Annotated in this window: 23 protein-coding genes and 1 pseudogene; 14 read left to right on the top strand and 10 right to left on the bottom strand. The window is 71.7% G+C overall.

The features are described from left to right. The first annotated feature begins 226 nt into the window (after positions 1-226). Complete coding sequence (gene mazG / locus WQ56_RS11930) at positions 227-1,072, top strand: nucleoside triphosphate pyrophosphohydrolase (RefSeq protein ID WP_047137340.1); 846 nt, start codon at positions 227-229, stop codon at positions 1,070-1,072. Positions 1,073-1,154: 82 nt separating this feature from the next. Continuing rightward, the gene (locus WQ56_RS11925; RefSeq protein ID WP_047137339.1) at positions 1,155-1,478 is read left to right on the top strand and encodes a YnfA family protein; all 324 of its coding nucleotides are present in this window, start codon (positions 1,155-1,157) and stop codon (positions 1,476-1,478) included. 166 nt (positions 1,479-1,644) lie between these two features. Here WQ56_RS11925 and WQ56_RS11920 read toward each other — a convergent pair whose 3' ends face one another. After that, a complete protein-coding gene (locus WQ56_RS11920) occupies positions 1,645-1,989 on the bottom strand; it encodes a DMT family protein (protein ID WP_047137338.1) in 345 nt (114 codons plus the stop codon). A 142-nt stretch (positions 1,990-2,131) separates the two neighbouring features. Here WQ56_RS11920 and WQ56_RS11915 point away from each other — a divergent pair, with 142 nt between their 5' ends. From WQ56_RS11915 to WQ56_RS11890, 6 genes are all read left to right on the top strand, one after another. Further along, positions 2,132-2,845, top strand: a complete 714-nt coding sequence (locus WQ56_RS11915) for a response regulator transcription factor (protein WP_047137337.1) — start codon at positions 2,132-2,134, stop codon at positions 2,843-2,845. 25 nt (positions 2,846-2,870) lie between these two features. After that, on the top strand, positions 2,871-4,187 hold the full coding sequence (locus WQ56_RS11910) for a HAMP domain-containing sensor histidine kinase (RefSeq protein ID WP_047137336.1): 1,317 nt from the start codon (positions 2,871-2,873) through the stop codon (positions 4,185-4,187). A 106-nt stretch (positions 4,188-4,293) separates the two neighbouring features. Continuing rightward, the gene (locus tag WQ56_RS11905) at positions 4,294-5,820 is read left to right on the top strand and encodes an efflux RND transporter periplasmic adaptor subunit (RefSeq protein WP_082132377.1); all 1,527 of its coding nucleotides are present in this window, start codon (positions 4,294-4,296) and stop codon (positions 5,818-5,820) included. After that, positions 5,817-6,596: an ABC transporter ATP-binding protein gene (locus WQ56_RS11900; protein ID WP_047137335.1), complete on the top strand. Its 780-nt coding sequence runs from the start codon at positions 5,817-5,819 to the stop codon at positions 6,594-6,596. Before WQ56_RS11905 ends, WQ56_RS11900 begins: the two co-directional genes overlap by 4 nt. After that, positions 6,593-7,831: an ABC transporter permease gene (locus WQ56_RS11895; protein WP_047137334.1), complete on the top strand. Its 1,239-nt coding sequence runs from the start codon at positions 6,593-6,595 to the stop codon at positions 7,829-7,831. The genes WQ56_RS11900 and WQ56_RS11895 overlap by 4 nt, the downstream gene beginning before the upstream one ends. Positions 7,832-8,589: 758 nt before the next feature. After that, positions 8,590-8,967, top strand: coding sequence for a VOC family protein (locus WQ56_RS11890; RefSeq protein WP_047137333.1), 378 nt, complete (start codon positions 8,590-8,592; stop codon positions 8,965-8,967). Between the two features lie 49 nt (positions 8,968-9,016). On the opposite strand, the gene WQ56_RS11885 is transcribed toward WQ56_RS11890, so the two are convergent. Continuing rightward, the gene (locus WQ56_RS11885) at positions 9,017-10,231 is read right to left on the bottom strand and encodes a S8 family peptidase (protein ID WP_047137332.1); all 1,215 of its coding nucleotides are present in this window, start codon (positions 10,229-10,231) and stop codon (positions 9,017-9,019) included. 421 nt (positions 10,232-10,652) lie between these two features. On the opposite strand from WQ56_RS11885, the gene WQ56_RS11880 reads away from it, so the two are divergent. Then, a complete protein-coding gene (locus WQ56_RS11880) occupies positions 10,653-11,330 on the top strand; it encodes a LysM domain-containing protein (RefSeq protein WP_047137331.1) in 678 nt (225 codons plus the stop codon). Positions 11,331-11,428: 98 nt separating this feature from the next. On the opposite strand, the gene WQ56_RS11875 is transcribed toward WQ56_RS11880, so the two are convergent. Together WQ56_RS11875 and WQ56_RS11870 are read right to left on the bottom strand one after the other, a co-directional pair. Further along, on the bottom strand, positions 11,429-11,971 hold the full coding sequence (locus tag WQ56_RS11875) for a hypothetical protein (RefSeq protein ID WP_052772989.1): 543 nt from the start codon (positions 11,969-11,971) through the stop codon (positions 11,429-11,431). 70 nt (positions 11,972-12,041) lie between these two features. Further along, positions 12,042-12,749, bottom strand: coding sequence for an SGNH/GDSL hydrolase family protein (locus WQ56_RS11870; protein ID WP_047137330.1), 708 nt, complete (start codon positions 12,747-12,749; stop codon positions 12,042-12,044). A 221-nt stretch (positions 12,750-12,970) separates the two neighbouring features. Between WQ56_RS11870 and WQ56_RS11865 the strand changes: the two genes are divergently transcribed. The 5 genes from WQ56_RS11865 to WQ56_RS11845 all read left to right on the top strand — a co-directional run bounded on the left by WQ56_RS11865 (position 12,971) and on the right by WQ56_RS11845 (position 16,450). After that, complete coding sequence (locus WQ56_RS11865) at positions 12,971-13,351, top strand: diacylglycerol kinase (RefSeq protein ID WP_047137329.1); 381 nt, start codon at positions 12,971-12,973, stop codon at positions 13,349-13,351. Positions 13,352-13,403: 52 nt separating this feature from the next. Next, entirely contained in the window at positions 13,404-14,183 is a 780-nt protein-coding gene (locus WQ56_RS11860) for a TerC family protein (RefSeq protein ID WP_047137328.1), read from the top strand. 4 nt (positions 14,184-14,187) lie between these two features. Beyond that, positions 14,188-15,078 carry a prolipoprotein diacylglyceryl transferase gene (lgt, locus tag WQ56_RS11855; protein WP_047137327.1) on the top strand — a complete coding sequence of 297 codons (891 nt, stop codon included), beginning with the start codon at positions 14,188-14,190 and terminating at the stop codon, positions 15,076-15,078. Between the two features lie 2 nt (positions 15,079-15,080). Beyond that, positions 15,081-15,875 carry a thymidylate synthase gene (locus WQ56_RS11850; RefSeq protein ID WP_047137387.1) on the top strand — a complete coding sequence of 265 codons (795 nt, stop codon included), beginning with the start codon at positions 15,081-15,083 and terminating at the stop codon, positions 15,873-15,875. Positions 15,876-15,946: 71 nt separating this feature from the next. Beyond that, the gene (locus WQ56_RS11845; protein ID WP_047137386.1) at positions 15,947-16,450 is read left to right on the top strand and encodes a dihydrofolate reductase; all 504 of its coding nucleotides are present in this window, start codon (positions 15,947-15,949) and stop codon (positions 16,448-16,450) included. Positions 16,451-16,514: 64 nt separating this feature from the next. Here WQ56_RS11845 and WQ56_RS11840 read toward each other — a convergent pair whose 3' ends face one another. From WQ56_RS11840 to pdxA, 6 genes and pseudogenes are all read right to left on the bottom strand, one after another. Next, positions 16,515-17,117: a DUF1287 domain-containing protein gene (locus WQ56_RS11840; RefSeq protein WP_047137326.1), complete on the bottom strand. Its 603-nt coding sequence runs from the start codon at positions 17,115-17,117 to the stop codon at positions 16,515-16,517. Positions 17,118-17,122: 5 nt separating this feature from the next. Next, a pseudogene (locus tag WQ56_RS11835) lies at positions 17,123-17,950 on the bottom strand (symmetrical bis(5'-nucleosyl)-tetraphosphatase); the annotation flags it as partial. Beyond that, the gene (gene apaG, locus WQ56_RS11830; protein ID WP_047137325.1) at positions 17,950-18,333 is read right to left on the bottom strand and encodes a Co2+/Mg2+ efflux protein ApaG; all 384 of its coding nucleotides are present in this window, start codon (positions 18,331-18,333) and stop codon (positions 17,950-17,952) included. The gene apaG and the pseudogene WQ56_RS11835, both read right to left, overlap by 1 nt. 38 nt (positions 18,334-18,371) lie before the next feature. Continuing rightward, on the bottom strand, positions 18,372-19,181 hold the full coding sequence (gene rsmA / locus WQ56_RS11825; RefSeq protein WP_047137324.1) for a 16S rRNA (adenine(1518)-N(6)/adenine(1519)-N(6))-dimethyltransferase RsmA: 810 nt from the start codon (positions 19,179-19,181) through the stop codon (positions 18,372-18,374). 28 nt (positions 19,182-19,209) lie between these two features. After that, the gene (locus WQ56_RS11820; protein WP_047137323.1) at positions 19,210-19,557 is read right to left on the bottom strand and encodes a tRNA-binding protein; all 348 of its coding nucleotides are present in this window, start codon (positions 19,555-19,557) and stop codon (positions 19,210-19,212) included. Then, positions 19,554-20,534 (bottom strand): 4-hydroxythreonine-4-phosphate dehydrogenase PdxA, encoded by a 981-nt coding sequence (gene pdxA, locus WQ56_RS11815; RefSeq protein WP_047137322.1) that lies wholly within the window; start codon positions 20,532-20,534, stop codon positions 19,554-19,556. Before pdxA ends, WQ56_RS11820 begins: the two co-directional genes overlap by 4 nt. Positions 20,535-20,536 lie beyond the last annotated feature (2 nt).

Raw genomic sequence — 20,536 nt, 5'->3', positions numbered from 1 at the left:
GTCGCGGATCGACGCCGATGAACGCGGACCAGGCCGCGGCGGACGCGTTGAGGGCCGCATCATCCGCGTCGATCGGTCCCGGGAAAGACCGGATGCGCCCCGATCCCGATTCGCGCCGACCGGGCGGCAGGCAGCGCACCGCCGCTGACGGCGCGTCCGGATCCACTTTCCAAATCGCGTTGGTCCGCGCAGAGCCGCGGCCGAAGCGCAGTTTCGAGGACAGGCGATGCACGACACGAATGCGGGGATGACGCGGCTGCTCGAGGTGATGGCGCGACTGCGCGATCCGCAGACCGGCTGTCCCTGGGACCTGCAGCAGGATTTCTCGACGATCGCGCCGTACACGATCGAGGAGGCCTACGAGGTCGCCGACGCGATCGACCGCGGCGACCTGCCGGGCCTGTGCGACGAATTGGGCGACCTGCTGCTGCAGGTGGTCTTCCATGCGCGCATGGCGCAGGAACAGGGGGCGTTCGCGTTCGACGACGTGGTCGCCGCGATCGTCGGCAAGATGGTGCGCCGGCACCCCCACGTGTTCGCGCAGGCCCAGCTCGACGGGGCCGGCGCGGTCGCGCGCAACTGGGACGCGATCAAGCGGGCCGAGCGCGCCGAGGCCGGAGATCCCGATCGCTCGGCGCTGGCCGGCATCGCCCGCGGCCTGCCGGAGTGGCAGCGCGCGATCAAGCTGCAGAACCGCGCGGCGCGCACGGGGTTCGACTGGCCCGGCCCGGCGCCTGTCCTCGACAAACTGCAGGAGGAACTGGACGAGGTGCGCGTCGAGTTCGATGCGGTCGCCGCCGCGCCCGACGATGCCGCTGCGCGCGACCGGCTCGAGGCCGAGCTCGGCGACCTGCTGTTCGTCGCGGCCAACCTGGCGCGCCATGCGAAGGTCGACGTCGGCAGCGCGCTGCGCCGGGCCAACCACAAGTTCGAGCGCCGGTTCCGCGCGATGGAGGCGCTGGCCGAGGCCGACGACGTCACGTTCGCCGACCTGCCGCTCGCCGTGCAGGAGGCCTACTGGGCCCGCGTCAAGCGCGGCGAGGACTGGCCCGGCCCCGACGCCGCCGGCTGACGCCCTGCCCGGGAGGCGGGCGCTCGTTCCCGACGCCCCGGGCTTACCCAAATCCCGAAGCCCGAATCCCCAAGCCCGTCCCATGAAGACCCTCCTGCTGTTCCTGCTCACCGCCGTCGCCGAGATCGTCGGCTGCTACCTGCCGTACCTGTGGTTGCGCAAGGACGGCAGCGCCTGGCTGTTGCTGCCCGCCGCCGCCGCACTGGCCGCGTTCGTCTGGCTGCTGAGCCTGCATCCGACCGCATCGGGGCGCGTGTACGCCGCCTACGGCGGGGTCTACGTCGCAGTGGCGCTGCTCTGGCTGTGGCGGGTGGACGCGGTCGCGCCGACGCGCTGGGACCTGCTCGGCGCGGCGCTGTGCCTGGCGGGCATGGCCGTCATCATGTTCTCGCCGCGGGCCGCCTGATCCGCCGTCCGCGGTCCCGGTCGCGCAGGTTCAGTCCAGGAAGATCAGCCAGGCCGCGACGACGATCAGGGCGAAGCCGGCCCCGCCCGCGGGACCGTTCGGCCGCTGGGTAACGAGGCCGCGCGCGTGGCAGGCGATGCCCGGACGCCGATGGCACCCACTGGCGTCAGTCGAGGAAGATCAGCCAGGCTGCGACGACGATGAGGGCGAAGCCTGCCCAGTGGTTCCACTTCAGCGGCTGCCCCAGGTACCAGGTCGAGAACCCGGCGAACACCACCAGCGTGATGACCTCCTGCATGCCCTTGAGCTGCAGCGCCGAATAGACCGCGGCGCCGATGCGGTTGGCAGGGACCATCAGCATGTACTCGAACAGCGCGATGCCCCAGCTGATCCCGATCACCGCCGCCAGCGGGGCGCTGCGGTACTTGAGGTGGCCGTACCAGGCAAACGTCATGAAGACGTTGGAGCCGATCAGCAGCAGCACAGGGAGGATGCGTTCGAAACCGGGCATGGAGGCGCTCGGGCGGGAAAGCGCGCAGCGTAGCGCAGGCGCCTCGCGCGCGGTTCCGGGCGCCGCTCTTCACGAAGCGTGCACCCGTCCCATGCGAATTTCACAAAGATTAATCATTCGCGCCAGCCACGGGAGCCATGCAATGCGTGCAGGTCAGGAACCAGGGGGTCTCGTTCTCATCGTCGAGGACAATCGCAACATTTCAGAGATGGTCGGCGAATATCTGGAAGGGCGCGGTTTCGAGGTCGACTATGCGGCCGACGGTCTGGACGGGTATCGCCTGGCGACGGAGAACAGCTACGACGTCATCGTGCTCGACCTGATGCTGCCGCGGCTGGACGGCATCGAGGTCTGCAAGCGCCTGCGCGAGGATGCCCGCAAGTCGACCCCCGTGCTGATGCTCACCGCGCGCGACACGCTCGACGAGAAGCTCACCGGCCTGAGCTCCGGTGCCGACGACTACCTGACCAAGCCGTTCGCGATCCAGGAGCTCGAGGCGCGACTGCGCGCGCTGATCCGTCGCGAGCGCCGCCAGGTCGGATCGGAGGTGCTGAAGGTGGCCGACCTGGTCCTCGACCCGGCCAGCATGCGCGCGACCCGCGGCGGCACCGAGCTGCAGCTTTCGCCGATCGGCATGAAGCTGCTGACGATCCTGATGCGCGAGTCGCCGCGCGTGGTCAACCGCCAGGAGATCGAGCGCGAGATCTGGGGCAACAGCCTGCCCGACTCCGACACCCTGCGCAGCCACCTGTACAACCTGCGCAAGATCATCGACAAGCCCTACGACAAGCAGCTGCTGCATACCGTGCAGAGCGCCGGCTACCGGATCGCCGACATCGAACAGTCGCCGGCCTGAGCCGGCACGCCAGGCGGTCGATCCGATGCCCCAGGGGTTACCCAACCGCATCCGCGATGCGTTCACGTTCCAGGCGGTCGTCGCCGGCATGACGCTGATCGTCTGCGTCATGGCCGCGGCGCTGGTCGGGCGCGAGGTCGCCGCGCGCCAGTGGCTGCGCGCCGAGGCCGACGCCTACTGGCGCGCGCGCACCACCGACGCGGCCTATCCGCCGCCGTTCGGCGCCAACATGCAGGGCTATTTCGTGCCCAGCGGCGGTGGCGCCTGGGACAGCATCGTCAGCGGCGACCGTGCGGTCGCCAGCCTGGTCTGGTTCAAGGACGCGCCGGAGGGCTTCTCGTCGCGACGGGATACCGGTGGCGTGCTGCTGGTCGACCGGCGCGAGGCCGGCACGCTGTACCTGGCGGTGTCGATGGGACTGTTCGACCGGCTGCTGGCCCTGGCCGCCGGCGGCCTTGCGCTGCTGACGGTCGGCACGATCTTCGTCGTCTCCTGGCTGACCTACCGCACCTCCAAGCGCATGGTGCTGCCGATCCACCAGTTGGCCGACGAGGTCGGCCGCTGGAATCCCGCCGGCGACGACGACGGCACGCCGGCGCCGCTGGAGTCGCGCGAGGGCGCCGGCCGCGAGGCGCAGGCGCTGTCGAGCGCGCTGCACGGCCTGGGCGAGCGCATCGCCTCGTTCGTGCGCCGCGAGCGCGAGTTCACCCGCGACGCCAGCCACGAGCTGCGCACCCCGTTGACGGTGATCCGGGTGGCCAGCGACATGATCGCCGCCGACCCCGCCACGCCGCCGCACCAGCAGCGTCCGCTGCTGCGCATCCGTCGCGCCAGTCAGGAGATGGAGGCGGTCATCGACGCGCTGCTGGTGCTGGCGCGCGAGCGCGGGGTGATGCCGCAGAGCGAACTGTTCGAGGTCGCCGAGGTGGTCGAGGAGGAGGTCGAGAAGATCCGGCCGATGTTCGAGTCCAAGCACCTGGGGCTGCGGGTGGACCTGCAGGCCCGGCCGCGGCTGGAGGCGCCGCCGCGCGTGCTCGGCGTGATGCTCGGCCACCTGCTGCGCAATGCCTGGGCATTCACCGAGCAGGGCGAGGTCGAGGTCGTGGTCGCCGACGACCGCATCGTCGTGCGCGATACCGGCATCGGCATGTCGCACGAAGTGCTGCAGCGGGTCTACGAACCGTTCTACCGGGTCGATCCGTTCGGCCAGGCGGGCAAGGGCATCGGGCTGTCGATCGTGCGCCGGCTGGGCACCCGCTTCGGCTGGCCGGTGAGCCTGGACAGCACGCCCGGCGAGGGGACGACGGTGACGATCCAGCTCGCGCGCCCCGCCGCCGACTGAACGCCGGCCCGGTCATGCCGGGACGATGCGAAAAAAACGCCGGGTCCGGTCAACTGCGCCGCGCCGGGCGCGTTATCCGGTCATACCGCCCACCGAAGATGCCTGCATGTCGACCCGTGCCAAGCCCAAGCCCGCTCCCCGTCGTCGCGGCCTGACGCGCTTCGTTCCCATCGCCGTCGTGGCGGCGGCGATCGCCGCGGGCCTGTGGTGGTGGACCGGGCGCGGCAGCGAGGGCGCCGAGTCGGCCTACCGCACCGCACTGGTCGAGCGCGGCGCCATCCGCGTCGCGATCTCGGCGACCGGCACCCTGAGCGCGACCTCGACGGTGACCGTCGGCAGCCAGATCTCCGGGCAGATCACCGAGGTGCTGGCCGACTTCAACGACAAGGTCGTCAAGGGCCAGGTCATCGCCCGCATCGACCCGAGCAGCTACCAGGCGCAGATCGAGCAGGGCAGCGCGCAGATCGCCTCCGCGCGCGCCTCGCTGGCGCAGGCGCAGGCCACGCTGGAGAACGCCGAGCTCGACTACCGCCGCAAGGCCGACCTGGGCACCCAGCGGCTGGTCGCGCAGAGCGACATCGACCTGGCCAAGGCCGCGCTGGACCAGGCGCGCGCGCAGGTCGCCTCGATGCAGGCGCAGATCCGGCAGCAGACCGCGGCCACGCAGACCACGCGGGTCAACCTCGACCGCACCGTGATCCGCTCGCCGGTCGACGGCGTCGTGCTGCTGCGCTCGATCGAGCCGGGCCAGACGGTGGCCGCGAGCATGACTGCGCCCGAGCTGTTCCAGATCGCCGAGGACCTGGCGAAGATGCGCATCGAGCTGTCGGTCGACGAATCGGACATCGGCCAGGTGCGCGCCGGACAGGCCGTGAACTTCACCGCCGACGCGTTCCCCGACCGCCAGTTCCGCGGCGTGGTCGAGCAGGTCCGCCTGTCGGCGACGACGACCAACAATGTCGTCACCTACCCGGTCGTGGTGACGGTCGACAACAGCGACGGCACGCTGCTGCCGGGCCTGACCGTCAATGCCGAGATCGAGGTCAGCAACCGCCGCAACGTGCTCAAGGTGTCGAGCGCGGCGACGCGCTACAAGCCCGCCGACGCGGCCGACATCGCGATGGCGGCGCCGCCGTCGGGCGCCGCGCGCGGCGTCGGCCTGGCGGCCGACCTGGAGGCCGCGGCCGCGGCGATGGACCTCACGGCGCCGCAGCGGGCGGCGTTCGACACCGCGCTGGCGGCGGTGCGCGAGCGCCAGCAGGCCGGGCCGCAGCGTCCGGCGCAGGGCGCGCGGGGCGCGGGCGGCGCGCCGGGGGGCGGCCCCGGCGGGCCCGGCGGCGCGCGTGCGCTCGACCCCAGCATGCAGGCCCAGATCCGACAGCGCATGACCGAGCGCTTCCAGCAGGATTTCGCCGGGTTCACGGCGCAGCTCGACGACGCGCAGCGCGCGCAGTGGAACCGGACGCTGGCGGCGCTGGTCGGCGCGACGCGGACCACGCTCTACCGCCTGGTCGACGGTCGGCGCGAGGCGGTGCCGGTGCGCATCGGCGCCAGCGACGGCAGCAGCGTCGAGATCTCGGGCAACCTGGCCGAAGGCGATGCGATCGTCGTCGGCGAACGCGCGCCGCGATGAGCCGCCCGGCACCGGCCGTCGGCGAGGTCCCGGTCATCGAGACCCGCGCGCTGCAGAAGGTCTACGCCGAGGGCAGCGAGGCGGAGGTCGTGGCGCTGCGCGGCGTCGACCTGACGATCCGGCGCGGCGAGTTCGTCGCGATCATGGGGCCGTCGGGGTCCGGCAAGTCGACGCTGATGAACCTCATCGGCTGCCTCGACACCCCCAGCGCCGGGGTCTACCTGTGCGACGGGGTCGACGTGGCGACGCTCGACCGCGAGGCGCTCGCGGTCCTGCGCCGCGACACGATCGGCTTCGTGTTCCAGGGCTTCAACCTGCTGCCGCGGATGAGCGCGCTCGACAACGTGGCGATGCCGCTCGGCTACGCGACGGTGCCGCCCGCCGAGCGCCGCGCGCGGGCGCAGGCCGCGCTCGAGGCGGTCGGGCTCGGCGCGCGCACGGCGCACCGCCCCAGCGAGCTGTCGGGCGGCCAGCAGCAGCGCGTCGCGATCGCACGCGCACTGATCAACCGGCCGCCGGTGCTGCTCGCCGACGAGCCCACCGGTGCGCTCGACACGCGCACCGGCGAGGAGATCCTCGCGCTGTTCAAGCAGCTGCGCGACGACGGCCACACGGTGGTGCTGATCACCCACGACCCCGAGGTCGCCGCCCACGCCGACCGCACCTACGTCATGCGCGACGGCGAGCTGCATGAAGAGCCGGGATTCGGGAACCGCGAACCGGGATCCGGCCCCGGGGCCGAATCCCGACCCCCGATGCCCGGAGCGGCGCCATGAACCTCCTCGACGTCCTGCGCACCGCGATCTTCGCGCTGCGCGGCAACTGGATGCGCAGCGCGCTGACCTCGCTGGGCGTGATCATCGGCATCGCGGCGGTGATCGTCATGGTGTCGGTGGGGCAGGGTACGCAGGCCGAGATCGACCGGCAGCTCTCGGGGCTGGGCGCGCAGAAGCTCGACATCGGCCCGAGCGCCGGCCGCTCGCCCGGCGGCGCGCGCATGAGCGCCTCGAGCTTCTTCACCCTCAACGAGGGCGACATCGACGCCATCCGGCAGGAGATCCCGGAAGTGCAGTACATCTCCGGTTCGCTGCGCGGCAGCAGCCAGGTGGTCTACGCCGAGCGCAACTGGAACAGCAGCTGGCGCGGCGTGCAGCCCGACTTCCTGGAGATCAACGGCTGGACGATCGCCAACGGCAGCGGCTTCGAGCCGCAGCACTTCACCGGCGCCGAGCGCGTGGTGCTGCTGGGCGAGACGGTGCGCCGCGAACTGTTCGGCGAGGAGAGCGGCATCGGCGAGCAGGTGCGCATCGGCCGCACGATCTTCACCGTGCTCGGCACGCTCGGCAGCAAAGGCCTGAGCGGCTTCGGCAGCGACCAGGACGAGATCCTGATGGTGCCGCTGGACACCGCGCGGCGGCGTCTGATGGGCGCGATGGGCCTGCCGGCCGGCGCGGTTATGGACGTGTCGCTGACCGTCGCCGACGCCGGCGACCTGGGCTACGTGCAGAACGAGGTCGAGTCGCTGCTGCGCCAGCGCCATCGCATCGGTCCGGGCGAGCCGGACGACTTCCAGGTCCGCAACGTGTCCCAGCTGGTGGCCACGCGCAACCAGACCACGAGCCAGATGTCGTGGCTGCTGGGCGCGGTGGCGACGATCTCGCTGATCGTCGGCGGCATCGGCATCATGAACATCATGCTGGTCTCGGTGACCGAGCGCATCCGCGAGATCGGCCTGCGCATGGCGGTCGGCGCCGGGCCGTCGGACATCCGCCGCCAGTTCCTCGCCGAGGCGATGCTGCTCTCGCTCGGCGGCGGCGTGCTCGGCATCGCGCTGGGAGTCGTCGGCGCGCTGCTGGTCGGCCGCTACAACACCGAGCTGCCGATCCAGCTCAATGGCAACGTGGTCGCGCTGGCGGCGGGGTTCTCGGTCGCGACCGGCCTGTTCTTCGGCTACTACCCGGCGCGCAAGGCCTCCGAGCTCGACCCGATCGAGGCGCTGCGCCAGCAGTGAGCCGCGACACCGGAAGGCGTGCCCGCCCGTCGGCCGGTCCGGTCGGGACGGCGCTATGCTCGCCGACATGCCCGCCCATCGTCCCGACGCGCAGACCGGCGACCTGCCCGCATCGCAGGCGATCGACGCCGCCCTGCTGCGCCGCCTGCGCGCGCACGCGGTGCGCCTGAGCCGCTGCGCGGCCGACGTCGACGACCTCGTGCAGGACGTCCTGGTCGCCGCGGTCCTGGCCGGCCGCAGCGACGCGGCGTGGCTCGCCGGTACCTTGCGACGACAGGCCGCGTTGGCCGCCCGCGGTGCGGGTCGTCGCCGCCGGCGCGAGCGCGAGGTCGGCGCGTCCGTGCATGCGCACGAGGGCCTTGGCATGGTGGCTTCGCCGGCCTTGCCGCCAATGCCGCCTGCCGCGCGGCGTGTCGCACGGCTCGCGTTGCACGGGCTCGACGCCGACGAGATCCGCTGGCTGCTGGGCATTGCGCCGCAGGCGTTCCGGCAGCGGCTGACCTCGATCCGGAAGGCGGTCGCGGCGGCGCCGGCGGGCGTGCAGGCGGCACAGCGCGCCTTCGCGGCGGCCCCGGCGCCCCGCCGCCGCGCGACTCCAATGGCGATGGGGCCGGCCCGCCGGTTGCTGAAGGCGGCTGCACTCGGCGGTGCCTTCGGGACGCACGATCCGGACGGTCACTGCTGCTGGTCCGACGCGGTGCTCACGTTCCGGCCGCCGGCGGCAACGCACCGGCGTCGCCCATCCTTCAGGAGTTCCCATGCTCGCCCGTGCCCGTCTCGAAACCCTCGTGCTGTTCGTTGCCGACCTGTCCAGGAGCGTCGCCTTCTATCGCGACGTGCTCGGCCTGCAGGTCGACGTCGAGGACGGCCACGATGGACCGCTCGCGACCGCCCGTGCCGGTGCCGTGACGCTCGTGTTCCTCGAGCGCGCGGTGCGGACGGGCGAAACGCCGATCCCGGTGTTCTCGCTCGATGGCGGCATCGACGACTGCGCCGAGGCGCTCGTCGCCCACGGCGTCGATCTCGTCACGCCCGTCAGCGAGGCGCCCGATGGCGGGCTCACGCTCGACTTCCTCGATCCCGACGGGACCGTGCTGAGCCTGCACCAGCCGGCGCGGGCCCCGCGCCGGCGTTGACCACACGCGAAGAAGGGCGCCCGACAGGCGCCCTTCTCCGGTGCGTTCTTCAGCGCGTGTAGAGCAGGCGGTTCGGCGAACCGGTGCCGATACCGGTCAGGCGGTTGGTGGTCGCGTTGCTGTAGAGCCAGTTGCGCACCGTCGCCGGCGAGGCCGACGGGTTGTTGGTCAGGTACAGCGCCGCGGCGCCGGCCACGTGCGGCGAGGCCATCGACGTGCCGCTGATGGTGTTCGACGCCGAGGTGCTGGTGGACCAGGCCGAGGTGATCGACGAGCCGGGCGCGAAGATGTTCACGCAGGTGCCGAAGTTGGAGAACGACGAGCGCGCATCGGTGGACGTCGTCGAACCGACGGTGACCGCGTTGGGGACGCGGGCAGGCGAGTAGTTGCATGCGTTCGCGTTGTTGTTGCCCGCCGCGACCACGACCGTGACGCCGGCGCCGATCAGGTTGTTGATCGCGGTGTCGGTGGTGGTCGCCGCCGGACCGCCGAGGCTGAGGTTGGCGACCGCGGGCAGCACGCGGTTCGCGCGGACCCAGTCGATGCCCGCGATGATCGTCGAGTTCGGGCTGCCGCCGGTGCAGCCGAACACGCGCACCGGGACCAGCCGGACCTGCTTGGCGACGCCCCAGGTGGTGCCGCCGACGGTGCCGGCGACGTGGGTGCCGTGGCCGTTGCAGTCGCTGGTGCCGTTGCCGTCGCTGATCGCGGTATAGCCCGACAGCAGGCGGGTGCCGAACTGCGTGTGCCCGCTGCGGATGCCGCTGTCGATGATGTAGGCACGCACGTTCGCGGCCAGCGGGTCGTAGACGTAGGTGCCGTTGAGCGGCAGGTCGCGCTGGTCGACGCGATCCAGGCCCCAGGTCGCACCGGTCTGCGTCGCCGACAGCTCGACGAGGCCGTCCTCCTCGACGAACTCCACGCGCGGGTCGTTGAGCAGCCGGGCGAGCTTGCGCGCGTCGGCCGAGACCGCCATGCCGTACAGCGCGTGGGTGTAGAGCGTGTCGACCTGGAGGTCGTAGCGCGCGGCGACCTCGACGACGGTCCGTTCGACTTCAGCCGCGATCGCGGCGTCCGCCGTCGCGGCCTTGTCGAGCCGTCCCGCCAGCCGGTCGTCCTCGACCTTGCTGCGGATGTCGTCGCTGCTGAAGACGACGATGTAACGACCGGGGATCGGGTTGTCCACCTTGCGCAGTTCGGCCGCGTACGCGGGCGAGGCGAGGGCGGCGGCGAGTGCGAGAACGAGCAGGCGCTTGTTGTTCATGGGATGTCCTTATGGAGGGTGGTCGTCGACTGCGGTGCGGGTTGTTCCCCCTGTTCCTGTCCGGGCGGCGAATGCGATGGCCCGGATGGGCGACGCTGTTGGGCGATCGCGGCGTTGTCAAGCGCGCGGTGGCGGCACGCGCGCAGCGCCCAATTCATGCGTGTCCTGCGTGTCCGTGCGCTGCGTTGTAAACGTTTTGCTACGGGTTCAGGCAAGCGCGCGTCGCTCGCGTTTGCGCACTGCACCAACGCGTTGCGCGAAACCGGGCGGGGCGGTGCGTGCGGAATCGCCCAATGAATGCGGGATGCCGCCCGACTAGGGTCGCTCCCAGATTGAGTGCGGCCGTCCAGACGGCCACAGTGGGTTCCATCCGTCCTGCCCGCGCGCAGGACATGCGAGATTCCTTTCCGGAGACACTGCGATGACCGCGATCGGCAGCACCTCGTCCCACCACATCGCCTGGGGCGATACCCTCAGTGCGCTGGCCGTGCGCTACGGCACCTCGGTCGATGCCCTGATGTCGGCCAACAGCCAGATCACCGATGCGAACAAGATCTACGCCGGCGACACGCTCAATATCCCCGGTGCGACCGGTGGCGCACCGGGCCCCCAGGGCACGGGCGCAGGGGCCGGCGTCGGTGGGACCGGCGCGGTCGGCGGCGATACCGGCCCGATCGATGCGCGCAACCCGGCCGCGATCGCCGAGCAGTTCATCGGCCGCAATGCCGGCGAGCTCAAGCACAGCGACGAGCTCCCGATGCAGTCGTGGGTGCCCAACAACGTCAACTGCGCGAACTTCGTCTCGGCGGTGCTGCAGAAGGCGGGCGTCATCGACGCCGGCCAGGCCAGCGCGTCGGTCGACCAACTGGCCAACAACCTCAAGGGCGACGGCTGGCAGACGGTGTCGCTGGAGAACGCGCGGCCGGGCGATGTGGTGCTGATGCAGAAGAACGGTCAGTCGCACGTGGTGCTGTTCGCCGGTTTCGAGGGCGGCAAGCCGCAGTTCATCGGCTCCAACAACGTCAATGCCGACGGCTCGCAGCGGATCAGCTGGGGCGGCGCGTCGGGCAACTACGAGATCATCACCCCGCCGCGTTGATGCGGGGCTCTCGCTTTGGGACGTAAGAGCGCGCTTGCGCGCGATGGGCTCTCCGTGGGAAGCCCTTCGCGCGCAAGCGCGCTCCTACATGCCGTCAGCTAGAAGCCGAACAGGTGACGCGGGGCCGCATGCGTGTCCGGCCACGTCAGCCAGGCCACGTCGGACGGCCCGATCGCGTGGTCGAGCAGCGTCCATTCGATCGCGGCGGGATCCGGCGCGCCCGGCGCGCCCGTGGGCGCGTCGTCGCCGGTCGCGGCGGGCGCGGGGGCGGCTTCGCTCCCGTCGTGCGCGGGGCCGTCCGTCGGTCGCGCACGCAGCAGCGCGACGTAGACGTCGGACATGCCGCCGGCCGCGGCGCGCTCGGCATAGGGCGTGCCGTCGTAGTCCGGGCGGCCGCCGTCGGGCCCGCGCAGCGTGCCCTGCAGGAACGCCCAGTCGCCCAGCCGGTCCAGGCGTTCGACGTCGACCACCACGCGGTCTCCGAGCGCGGCGCGCAACGGGGCGGTGGCGGCGTCGAGCAGGGCGTCGTAGCCGGGCGCACCCGGGTGCTGCGGCGCGACGGTCGATTGGGCGAAGGCGTGCGGCATGGAGGCTCCCAGGGTCAGCGCGGCCAGCAGGCCGGCGGCGAGGCGGAGGCGCATGGTCCTGCTCCCGGTCGATACCGGGCGCAGTCTGGACGGGCGCGCATTCGGACCGGGTGAACGGCCGGCGTCAGCGGACCAGGTACGGGCCGATGATATCGCGCCACAGCGCGTAGCCGGCGGCGTTCATGTGCAGGCGGTCCTCGATGAACAAGTCCTCGCGCGGCACGCCGTTCGCATCGAGCATCGGGGTGAAGACGTCGATGTAGGCGACGTTGCGCTGGGTCGCGGCCCACGCGCGCAGCGCCTCGTTGGTCTCGCGCTGGACGCCCAGCAGGTTCGCGCGCGACGGGCTGGGCTTGATGCCGAGCAGCGCGATCTGGGTGCCGGGCAGTTCGGCGTGGATGCGCCGGACGAAGGCCTGCGTGTCGGCCAGCACCTGCTGCGCCGACCGGCCCTCGGCGGTGTCGTTGTCGCCGGCGTAGAGCACGATCTGGCGCGGACGGTAGCGCAGCGCGACCTCGTCGGCGTACCACACCGAGTCGCGCACCTGCGAACCGCCGAATCCGCGGTTGAGCACCGGGACGTCGGGGAAGTCCGCGGCCAGCGTCTCCCAGAAGCGCACCGACGAGCTGCCGGTGAACACGACCGGCCGGTCCGGCGGCGGGGTCGCGGCGTCCTGCGCGGCGAACCGGGCCATGTCCTGGGCCCACTCGGGCGAGGACACCGGGTCGAGGCCGGCGGTGAGCGCGCGCGTGCCGGCGCAGCCGGCCAGCAGCAGGGCGCCCAGCAGCACGACGGCGGCGGCGCGGAAACGGGAGGACGGCAGTGCGTGCATCGGGGAGACCTGTGTTCGAGCGTGCCGCCAGTCAAACAGTCCCTGTCGCGCGATGCAAACCGCGGCCGGCCGGCGGCCCGGGATGTGGCAGAATCGCCCGGTCGCGACTGCTCCCTTCCACCCGGTCCTCCATGCCTTCGACCCACCCGCGGCCCGCGGCCCGAGCGCAGCCGCCGCGCTTCCGGCCCTCCGGGGCCGACCGCCGCCGGCCGGCATGAGCGATGGCCGACGAGACCGGGCACTGGCCGCGCGGGCCGGCACGCATGCTCAAGGCCACGGTGTGGTCCTGCCAGGGCCTGCGCGCAGCCTGGCTGCACGAGTCCTCGTTCCGGCTGGAGGTCTGCCTGCTCGCGGTGCTCGCACCGCTGGCGCTGTGGCTGGGCGGGACGGGCGTGGAGCGGGCACTGCTGCTCGGCAGTTGCCTGCTGGTGCTGGTGGTGGAGCTGCTGAACTCGGCGATCGAGGCGGTGATCGAGCGCTACGGCGCCGAACATCACGAACTCGCCGGGCGGGCCAAGGACATGGGTTCGGCCGCGGTGTTCGTGACGATGATCAATGTGGTGGCGGTGTGGGCCCTGGTCCTGCTGCCGCGCTGGCTGTGAATGCCGCCGCGAGCCCCGCGGCGGCCGGAATTCAAACGAGGATGCCCTCCCCATGATGGAACTGCTGACCGACCCCCAGGTCTGGATCCTGCTGATCACGCTCAGTGCGATCGAGATCGTGCTCGGTATCGACAACCTGGTCTTCATCTCGATCGCGGTCGGCAAGCTGCCGGTCGAAAAACGCGAGTTCGCGCGCAAGTTCGGCATCGCCGTGGCCTGCATCACGCGCATCGCGCTGCTGCTGACGCTGGCCTGGCTGGCCCGGCTGACCGATCCGCTGTTCGAGCTGTTCGGGCGCGGCATCTCGGTGCGCGACCTGATCCTGATCCTCGGCGGCCTGTTCCTGATCGTGAAGGGCGCGATGGAGATCCGCGAGCAGCTCAAGGGCGAGGATCCCGAGGCGCACGGCAGCGTCGGCAAGGCGACGGCGTCGTTCGGCGCGGTCATCGCGCAGATCGCGGTCATCGACATCGTGTTCTCGCTCGACTCGGTGATCGCCGCGGTCGGCATGGCCGGCGAATACGTCCCGGTGATGGTCTGCGCGATCCTGCTGGCGGTCACGGTGATGCTGCTGGCGGCGCAGCCGCTGGGCAAGTTCATCGACGCCAACCCGACGGTGAAGATGCTGGCGCTGGCGTTCATCGTGCTGATCGGCGTCTATCTGACGCTCGACGGCTTCGGACTGCACATCCCGAAGGGCTACATCTACGGCTCGATGGGCTTCTCGGCGTTCGTCGAGGTGCTGAACCTGTGGGCCAAGCGCAACGCGATGCGCAACCGCGGCGAGCTCACGCCGCCGGTCGACGAGCCCAAGCACCCGCTGCCGCGCTGATCCGATGACGATCCTGCACCAGATCGACCCGATCGCCGTCCAGTTGCCGCAGCTGGGGCCGTTCCACCCGTCGATCCACTGGTACGGCGTGATGTACCTGCTGGGCTTCGGGACGGCGTGGTGGCTGGGGCGGCTGCGCATCCGTGCCGGCCGCCTGCCCGGCGTCGATGCCGAGCGCTTCGGCGACCTGCTGTTCAACGGCATCCTCGGCGTGATCCTGGGCGGGCGCATCGGCTACGTGCTGTTCTACGCGCCGGGCGAGCTGCTGGCCGACCCGCTGATGCTGTTCAAGGTCTGGGACGGCGGCATGAGCTTCCACGGCGGCCTGCTCGGCGTGCTGGTCGCGGCCTGGTGGTGGGCGCGCCGCCAGCGCCTGCACTTCTTCGACGTGATGGACTTCGTGGCGCCGCTGGTGCCGCCGGGCCTGGGCTTCGGGCGGCTGGGCAACTACATCGGCGCCGAGCTGTGGGGCAAGTACACCCAGGCCGGGTGGGGCGTGGTCTTCCCGACCGATCCGGCGTTCGCCGGCTGGTCGGCCGAGCGCCTGCAGGCCGAGTTCGCGACCGGCGCGCTGGACCAGTTCGCGCGGCATCCCTCGCAGCTCTACCAGGCGTGTCTGGAAGGGTTGGCGATGTTCGTCGTGCTGTGGGTCTTCTCGCGCAAGCCGCGTGCGCGCTACGCCGTCTCGGGGCTGTTCGCGCTGCTCTACGGCGTGTTCCGATTCCTCGTGGAGTTCGTCCGCGTGCCCGACGCCGACATCGGCTACATCGCGTTCGGCTGGCTGACGATGGGCCAGCTGCTGTCGCTGCCGCTGGTCGCGCTGGGCCTGTTCCTGCTGTGGCGCTCGCGCAGCGCGCCGGTGCTGCAGCCGGGCGTGCCGGCGCAGGCGGGCTGACCGTGCGCCAGTACCTAGACCTGCTGCGCCACGTGCTCGAGCACGGCCGCGACAAGGCCGACCGCACCGGCACCGGCACGCGCAGCGTGTTCGGCTGGCAGATGCGCTTCGACCTCGCCGACGGCTTCCCGCTGGTCACGACCAAGAAGCTGCACCTGCGCTCGATCGTCCACGAGCTGCTGTGGTTCCTGAAGGGCGAAACCAACATCGGCTACCTGAAGGCGAACAGGGTCGGCATCTGGGACGAGTGGGCCGACGCCGACGGCGAACTGGGTCCGGTCTACGGCAAGCAGTGGCGGCGCTGGACCGGCAGCGACGGCCGGGAGATCGACCAGATCCGCTGGGTCGTCGACGAGATCGCGCGCAATCCCGATTCGCGCCGGCTGATCGTCAGCGCCTGGAACGTCGCCGACCTGCCGCAGATGGCGCTGATGCCCTGCCACACGATGTTCCAATTCTACGTCGTCGACGGCAGGCTCAGCTGCCAGCTCTACCAGCGCAGCGGCGACATCTTCCTCGGCGTCCCGTTCAACATCGCCAGCTACGCGTTGCTCACGCACATGGTCGCGCAGGCGACGGGCCTGGGCGTGGGCGATTTCGTGCACACGCTCGGCGACGCGCACCTGTACGCCAACCACTTCGAGCAGGCGCGCGAGCAGCTGGCGCGCACCCCGCGCGCGCTGCCGCGGCTTCGCCTGAACCCGGACGTGACCGACCTGTTCGCGTTCGGCTACGACGACATCGCATTCGACGGCTACGACCCGCTGCCGGCGATCAAGGCACCGGTGGCGGTGTGACGGGTCGGGCGTCGGGCGGAGCGACCCGGGATTCGGGCAGCCCCGCATCGGTGCGCGCATCCGGTCCCCGGATCGTGCTGATCGCCGCGCTCGACCGCAACGGCGCGATCGGCGGGGACAACGCGCTGCTGTGGCACCTGCCCGACGACCTCAAGCGCTTCAAGGCGCTGACGCTGGGCCAGCCGGTGCTGATGGGGCGGAAGACCGCCGAGGCCATCGGGCGCGCGCTGCCCCGGCGCCGCAACCTCGTGCTGACCCGCTCGGGTCGCGTGCCGTTCGCCGGCATGGAAGCGGTCGATTCGCTCGACGCGGCGATCGCGCAGGCCGCGGCCGACGGCGCCGATGCGCTGTGCGTGATCGGCGGCGGCGAGGTCTACGCGCTGGCGCTGCCGCGCGCCACGCACCTGGCGCTGACCCACGTCGATACCGATGCAGCCGGTGCGGATGCATGGTTCCCGGCGTTCGACCCGGCGCAGTGGGTGGAGACCGGCCGCGAGGCACATGCCGCCGATGCGCGCCACGCGCACGCGTTCGCGTTCGTCGACTACCGCCGGGCCATGCCGACCACGCCATAGGCGCGCGCTCGCGCGCGACAGGATCTCCTGGCGAAGCGTCTTCGCGCGCGTGCGCGCGCCGCGCCTACGGGGAAGCCGTCGGCAGCGCCGGACGGTAGTGCCCGATGACGCGCCAGGCCAGCAGCACGTTCTCCTCGCGCGTGCCGCGGGCGATGTTGTGCAGTACCAGCGGCGTGCCGTCGGCGGCCTTGCGGTCGGAGACGATGCCGATGTGCAGCAGGCCGTTGTCCAGGCGCCAGGCGACGATGTCGCCCGCACGGTAGTCGCCGCGCGCCTGCGCGACGGGCAGCGACCAGCCCTGGCGCGCGAACCAGGTCGTCTGGTTGGGCACGCGCCGGTGGTCGATGTGCCGGTCGGCGGCCAGGTGCCGCCATTGGCGCGGGTAGGCGTCGGGGTGGGCGCGCTTGTCGTCGTGGATGCGCTGCTGCAGGTCGATGCCGTGGGCGCGGAGCGCGCGCACCACGACGTCGGTGCACACGCCGCGGTCGGCGGGCACGTCGCCGCCGGGGTAGTCCAGGCGGACGTAGGCGGGATCGTAGCGGACGGTGACGCCGACCTGGCGGCGGGCCGCCTCCGCCAGCGGATGCGCCACGGCCGTCGCCGACACCAGCAGGCCGACCAGCGCGAGCGCCGCCAGGCGGATGCGCAGGCGCGCGCCCGGGTTCATTTCGCCGGCGGCGGCACGTCGCGCCCGGGCACCTGCACGATGCGCAGGGTCTCGGCGTCGAGCTGCAGCGCGGTCAGCTTGCCGCCCCAGACCGCGCCGGTGTCGAGTGCGTGGATGCCGTGGCCGATGAACAGGCCCAGCGTCGACCAGTGGCCGCAGACGATCTTCAGGTCGCGCTCGGCGCGGCCCGGGACCTCGTACCATGGATAGAGGCCGGGCTGCTGGGTGCCCGGCGCGCCCTTCTCCTCGAATGCGATGCGGCCCTTGGGCGCGCAGTAGCGCATGCGGGTGAAGACGTTGATGATCGCGCGGTCGCGATCGGGCCCGGTCAGGTTGGGCGACCACGCCGGGCGGTCGCCGTACATGTTGCGCAGCAGCTTGCGGTAGCCGGGACTGCGCAGCTTGCGTTCGATCTCGGCAGCGTGCTTCTCGGCCAACTGGGTGGTCCAGCGCGGCGCCAGGCCCGCGTGCAGCATCATCCAGCCCAGCGCGCGGTCGACGTGCAGCAGCGGGCAGGCGCGCAGCCAGTCGAGCAGCACGTCGCGGTCGTGCGCGAACAGCACCCCGCGCAGGTCCGGATTGACCTTGCGCTGGTCCTCCTCGCGGCGCTCGGCGATCGCCAGCAGCGACAGGTCGTGGTTGCCGAGCACGCTGACGACGTTCTCGCGCAGCGAATGCACCAGCCGCAGCGTCTCGATCGATTCGCCGCCGCGGTTGACCAGGTCGCCGCAGAACCACAGCCGGTCGACGGCGGGGTCGAAGCGGATCGCCTCGAGCAGCCGTGCGGTTGCGCCATAGCAACCCTGCAGGTCGCCGATCGCCCAGATCGCCATCAGTGCAGGGTACGCGGGACCGACAGCGTGAACGGCGGGATCGGGGCGTCGAAGTGCGCGCCGTCGTCGCCGACCATGTCGTAGCTGCCCTCCATCGTCCCGACCGCCGTCGACAGCACCGCGCCGGAGGTATAGGTGAAGGCCTCGCCGGGCTCGAGCCGCGGCTGTTCGCCGACGACGCCGTCGCCGTGCACTTCCTCGACGCGGCCGTTGGCGTCGGTGATGATCCAGTGGCGCGAGACCAGTTGCGCCGGCAGCCGGCCGACATTGCGGATGCGGATGGTGTAGGCGAACACGTAGCGGTCGTCGTCGGGCGTCGATTCCTCGTCGAGGAAGCGCGTCGCGATCTGGATTTCGAGGGTGTAGTCGGCAGTCTCGTCCATGGCGCGTCCAGTGTAGCGGGCGGCAATGAATGCTTCGACTATGGCGTGGCCGGATGGTTGGCCAGCCGTACGAAGTCGGCCACCGACAGCTGCTCGGCGCGCTGTTGCGGATCGATGCCGGCAGCCGTGATCGCCTCGGCGTCCATCGTGCCACCCAGCGCGTTGCGCAGGGTCTTGCGGCGCTGGCCGAACGCGGCGCGGACGATGTCGGCGAAGCGCCCGGGATCGTCGATGCCGATGCTTGCCGAAGGACGCGGCACCAGCCGCACGACCGCCGAGTCGACCTTCGGCGGCGGCCGGAACGCACCGGGCCCGACGACGAACAGCGCGGTGACCTCGCAGTAGGCCTGCAGCATCACGCTCAGCCGGCCGTAGACCTTGCTGCCCGGACCGGCCGCCATGCGCTCGACGACCTCTTTCTGCAGCATGAAGTGCATGTCGACGATCGCGGCGGCGTGTGCCAGCGCATGGAACAGGATCGGCGAAGACAGGTTGTAGGGCAGGTTGCCGACCAGCCGGATCGGCGCGCCGGCCGCGAGCGCGGTCAGGTCGACGTCGAGCACGTTGGCGTGGACCAGCGTCAGCGCGCCGTGCGCGGCCGCCTGCGCGGTCAGCGGCGCCAGCAGGTCGCGGTCGAACTCGATCGCCGTCAGCGCGCCGTGGCGATCGAGCAGCGGGAACGTCATCGCGCCCTGGCCGGGGCCGATCTCGACCAGCCGGTCCCCGGGGCGCGGGTCGATCGCCAGCACGATCCTGTCGACGACGCCGCGTTCGTGCAGGAAGTTCTGGCCGAGCGATTTCTTCGGCGGTTCGGAGAAGGCGCCGGGCGCGGCGGGGGATCGGGTCATCGGGGCGTTGTCGGAAAGGGAGGATGCGTCAGAGCAACCGGGTGCCGGGCGCGACGTCGCCGTCGGGCACGCACAGCCGGACCCTGCCCTCGGCGTCGTGGAAGCCGGTGATCAGGCATTCGGACATCAGCGGCCCGATCTGCTTGGGCGGGAAGTTGACCACGCCCACGACCAGCCGGCCGACCAGCGTCTCGGGCGCGTAGTGGTCGGTGATCTGGGCGCTGGACTTGCGCACGCCGATCTGCGGGCCGAAGTCGACGTGCAGCACGTAGGCCGGGCGCCGAGCGGCCGGGAACGGCTCGGCCGACACCACGCGACCCACGCGCAGGTCAACGCGCAGGAAATCGTCCCAGGCGATCGGCGCGCCCGCGCTCATGCGGCGGCCCTGCGATGGCGGGCGAGCGTCGCGCACTGATCGATCGCGCAGAACAGGCTGGTCGGGTCGGCGCGGCCGGTGCCGGCCAGGTCCAGCGCGGTGCCGTGGTCCACCGCGACCCTGGGGTAGGGCAGGCCCAGCGCCAGGTTGACCGCCGATTCGAAGCCGCTGAACTTCAGCACCGGTAGGCCCTGGTCGTGGTACATCGCGAGCACCGCGTCGGTGCCGTCCAGGCGGGCGGGCAGGAAGGCGGTGTCGGCCGGCAGCGGTCCGTCCAGCACGAGGCCCTCGGCGCGCAGGCGCGTCAGCAGCGGCGCGATGATCTCGCGTTCCTCGTGGCCCAGGTGTCCGTCCTCGCCGGCGTGCGGGTTCAGGCCCAGCACGGCGATCCGTGGCGACGGGAGGCCGAAGTCGCGGCGCAGCGCGGCGTCGAGGATGCGCAGCACGCGATCGAGCCCCGACGCGGTGATCGCGTCGGGCACCGCGCGCAGCGGCAGGTGGGTGGTCGCCAGGGCCACGCGCAGCGTGGGGTTGGCGAGCATCATCACGACCGCGCGACCGGCGTCGTCGGCCAGCAGTTCGGTGGTGCCGGTGTACGGCACGCCGCCGGCGTTGATCGCGGCCTTGTGCACGGGGCCGGTCACCACGCCGTCGAAGCGGCCCTCGCGGCAGCCGGCGGCGGCGTGCAGCAGCGCGTCCACGACGCTGCGCGCGTTGCGCGGGTCGGGCGCGCCGAACGGGACGGGGACCGCATGCGGCAGGTCGATCAGGCGCAGCGTGCCGGGCGGCACGTGCGCGGCCCGGGCGTCGGCGAAGGCGATCGGCAGCGCGATCGCGTCGGCCGCCCGCTGCAGCGCGGCGCGGTCGCCGAGCGCGACCAGGTCGGCATCCCAGGCGCGCCACGCGGCACGCACGCACAGCTCCGGACCGACGCCGGCCGGCTCGCCCGGGACCAGCGCCAGCCTGGGCCGTGGCATCG

The organism is Luteimonas sp. FCS-9 (assembly GCF_001014645.1).
Taxonomy (GTDB): domain Bacteria; phylum Pseudomonadota; class Gammaproteobacteria; order Xanthomonadales; family Xanthomonadaceae; genus Luteimonas.
The sequence above is the reverse complement of the archived record's forward strand: the minus strand, read 5'-3'. Positions and strand labels throughout refer to the sequence as shown.

Coding starts and splice junctions, on each gene's coding strand:
- WQ56_RS11840 (WP_047137326.1), bottom strand. CDS start 17,117: ATGAACCCGGGCGCGCGCCTGCGCATCCGCCTGGCGGCGCTCGCGCTG.
- WQ56_RS11910 (WP_047137336.1), top strand. CDS start 2,871: ATGCCCCAGGGGTTACCCAACCGCATCCGCGATGCGTTCACGTTCCAG.
- pdxA (WP_047137322.1), bottom strand. CDS start 20,534: ATGCCACGGCCCAGGCTGGCGCTGGTCCCGGGCGAGCCGGCCGGCGTC.
- WQ56_RS11875 (WP_052772989.1), bottom strand. CDS start 11,971: ATGCGCCTCCGCCTCGCCGCCGGCCTGCTGGCCGCGCTGACCCTGGGA.
- WQ56_RS11870 (WP_047137330.1), bottom strand. CDS start 12,749: ATGCACGCACTGCCGTCCTCCCGTTTCCGCGCCGCCGCCGTCGTGCTG.
- lgt (WP_047137327.1), top strand. CDS start 14,188: ATGACGATCCTGCACCAGATCGACCCGATCGCCGTCCAGTTGCCGCAG.
- WQ56_RS11890 (WP_047137333.1), top strand. CDS start 8,590: ATGCTCGCCCGTGCCCGTCTCGAAACCCTCGTGCTGTTCGTTGCCGAC.
- mazG (WP_047137340.1), top strand. CDS start 227: ATGCACGACACGAATGCGGGGATGACGCGGCTGCTCGAGGTGATGGCG.
- WQ56_RS11925 (WP_047137339.1), top strand. CDS start 1,155: ATGAAGACCCTCCTGCTGTTCCTGCTCACCGCCGTCGCCGAGATCGTC.
- WQ56_RS11920 (WP_047137338.1), bottom strand. CDS start 1,989: ATGCCCGGTTTCGAACGCATCCTCCCTGTGCTGCTGCTGATCGGCTCC.
- rsmA (WP_047137324.1), bottom strand. CDS start 19,181: ATGACCCGATCCCCCGCCGCGCCCGGCGCCTTCTCCGAACCGCCGAAG.
- WQ56_RS11905 (WP_082132377.1), top strand. CDS start 4,294: ATGTCGACCCGTGCCAAGCCCAAGCCCGCTCCCCGTCGTCGCGGCCTG.
- WQ56_RS11915 (WP_047137337.1), top strand. CDS start 2,132: ATGCGTGCAGGTCAGGAACCAGGGGGTCTCGTTCTCATCGTCGAGGAC.
- WQ56_RS11885 (WP_047137332.1), bottom strand. CDS start 10,231: ATGAACAACAAGCGCCTGCTCGTTCTCGCACTCGCCGCCGCCCTCGCC.
- WQ56_RS11900 (WP_047137335.1), top strand. CDS start 5,817: ATGAGCCGCCCGGCACCGGCCGTCGGCGAGGTCCCGGTCATCGAGACC.
- WQ56_RS11820 (WP_047137323.1), bottom strand. CDS start 19,557: ATGAGCGCGGGCGCGCCGATCGCCTGGGACGATTTCCTGCGCGTTGAC.
- apaG (WP_047137325.1), bottom strand. CDS start 18,333: ATGGACGAGACTGCCGACTACACCCTCGAAATCCAGATCGCGACGCGC.
- WQ56_RS11860 (WP_047137328.1), top strand. CDS start 13,404: ATGATGGAACTGCTGACCGACCCCCAGGTCTGGATCCTGCTGATCACG.
- WQ56_RS11880 (WP_047137331.1), top strand. CDS start 10,653: ATGACCGCGATCGGCAGCACCTCGTCCCACCACATCGCCTGGGGCGAT.
- WQ56_RS11865 (WP_047137329.1), top strand. CDS start 12,971: ATGGCCGACGAGACCGGGCACTGGCCGCGCGGGCCGGCACGCATGCTC.
- WQ56_RS11895 (WP_047137334.1), top strand. CDS start 6,593: ATGAACCTCCTCGACGTCCTGCGCACCGCGATCTTCGCGCTGCGCGGC.